The organism is Phyllobacterium sp. (assembly GCF_037994405.1).
In the GTDB taxonomy this organism is placed as follows: domain Bacteria; phylum Pseudomonadota; class Alphaproteobacteria; order Rhizobiales; family Rhizobiaceae; genus Phyllobacterium.
Genome location: NZ_JBBNAN010000069.1, coordinates 1 through 1,896, shown reverse-complemented (window position 1 = coordinate 1,896; position 1,896 = coordinate 1). Strand labels below are relative to the sequence as shown.

Here is a 1,896-nt window from a genome sequence, read left to right as displayed (position 1 = left end):
ATCTTACTCCGACATTCAGCGGAAATTGAACGCACTGCTTCAGGAGCAACCGACGACATGCCGTTCAATCATTTCTCTGAAGCTGGATCGCAAAGGCCATGAACCAGCCAGGCTTCCTCGACGTCATTAGCTTTGGACCGGATGGGTGGGGAGCCGCGCTCGTGGCCGGAGCATGGATGACGATTCTGATCGCGATCTCCGGATTTGTTATCGGCTCAGTAATTGGCACATTTGGTGCCTGGGCAAAGGTTTGCGGTAGCAAGACCATCCGGTTCATTGCGGACGGATACACGACCGTCCTGCGCGGCATTCCTGACCTTCTGGTCATCTATCTGTTCTATTTCGGCGGCAGTGCCGCGGTAACGGCGATCGGGCGGTTTTTTGGCTCGGAAGGATTCGTCGGCTTTCCAGGATTTCTTGCCGGTGCGCTGGCGGTCGGAATTACGTCTGGGGCGCAGCAGACAGAGGTGTTTCGCGGAGCATTTAAGGCGGTGCAGCGTGGCGAACTCGAAGCGGCGATCGCCTGCGGCATGTCACGCGGTCTGCGTTTCAGGCGCATCATTGCACCGCTGACGCTTCGTCACGCTTTGCCCGGCATGGGCAACGTCTGGCAGGTCGTCTTGAAGGAATCCGCGCTGGTCTCGATCACCGGGGTCGCGGAACTGCTGCGCCAGGCTCAAGTTGGCGCCGGATCGACCGGAATGCCTTTCAATTTCTACATCGTGGCAGGCGCAATCTATCTGACGATCTCGACCTTTTCCGGTGCACTGCTGCAATGGTCCGAACGGCACTTTTCACGCGGCGTCAGGAGAAACTGATGGATTGGGCTTTTACACTTGAAACCTTCATCAGCCTTGTCGCGGCAATCCCGTTGACGCTTCAACTCGCTGCGTCATCAATATTTCTCGGCGCGTTTCTCGCTCTCGCACTGGCGCTTCTCCGGATTTCCGGTGTGCCTGTTCTCGACTGGTTCGCCCGCCTCTATGTGTTCGTGTTTCGCGGTACACCCCTATTGGTGCAAATCTTTCTGATTTACTATGGCCTTAGCCAGTTTACGACGATCCGTCATACATTCCTGTGGCCAATATTGCGCGAACCATACTGGTGCGCTGTCATCGCGCTGACACTAAATACCGCAGCCTACGCCAGTGAAATCATCCGCGGTGGGCTTTTGTCGGTCCCGCTTGGCCAGATCGAAGCGGCACGTGCCTGTGGCATGCCACGTGTCATGGTATTCCGGCGGATCGTTCTGCCTCTCGCCATCCGGCAGGCACTACCCAGTTGCGGCAACGAGATGATCTCCATGGTCAAGGCGACTTCGCTTGCCTCGATCATCACGCTGATGGAAGTCACCGGTGTTGCCGCGAAAATCATCTCAGAGACATATCGGGCCATCGAAGTCTTCATCGTTGCAGGCGTGATTTATCTCGCAATCAACTTCCTGCTGACGCGCTTCGTGCATTTCATCGAATACATGCTGAGCGCGCACCTTCGTGCACCACAGCTGCAGACGCCCGCTCAAGGAGATGCCAAATGAACGCCCAAACACATGTAACCACGCCATTGGCGCTTGGTGTCAGGCAATTGCACAAGAGCTTTGGAACTATCGAAGTGCTGAAGGGGATTTCGCTCAAGGCACACGAGGGCGAAGTCGTCTCGATCCTTGGCTCCTCAGGTTCTGGCAAGTCGACCCTCCTTCGCTGCATCAACCTCCTTGAAGTTCCAGACTCGGGCGAAGTGACGGTAGGCGAAGAGACGATCCGGATGCGGCGCACGCGCGACGGAAAATACCGTCCGGCGGACCAGGCGCAGGTGGAGCGTGTTCGCTCGCGCCTCGGCATGGTGTTCCAAAGCTTCAACCTCTGGTCGCACAAGACCATTCTGGAAAACGTCATC

The 1,896-nt window shown here is 56.8% G+C and carries 3 protein-coding genes; all 3 read left to right on the top strand.

Translation table 11 applies throughout. The features are described 5' to 3' along the window. Nucleotides 1-98 precede the first annotated feature (98 nt). Nucleotides 99-818, top strand: a complete 720-nt coding sequence (locus AAAC48_RS04210; protein WP_340652971.1) for an ABC transporter permease — start codon at nt 99-101, stop codon at nt 816-818. Beyond that, entirely contained in the window at nt 818-1,537 is a 720-nt protein-coding gene (locus tag AAAC48_RS04205; protein ID WP_340652970.1) for an ABC transporter permease, read from the top strand. Before AAAC48_RS04210 ends, AAAC48_RS04205 begins: the two co-directional genes overlap by 1 nt. Continuing rightward, the coding region (locus AAAC48_RS04200) for an ATP-binding cassette domain-containing protein (RefSeq protein ID WP_340652969.1) at nt 1,534-1,896 on the top strand (363 nt) is incomplete at its 3' end. The genes AAAC48_RS04205 and AAAC48_RS04200, both read left to right, overlap by 4 nt.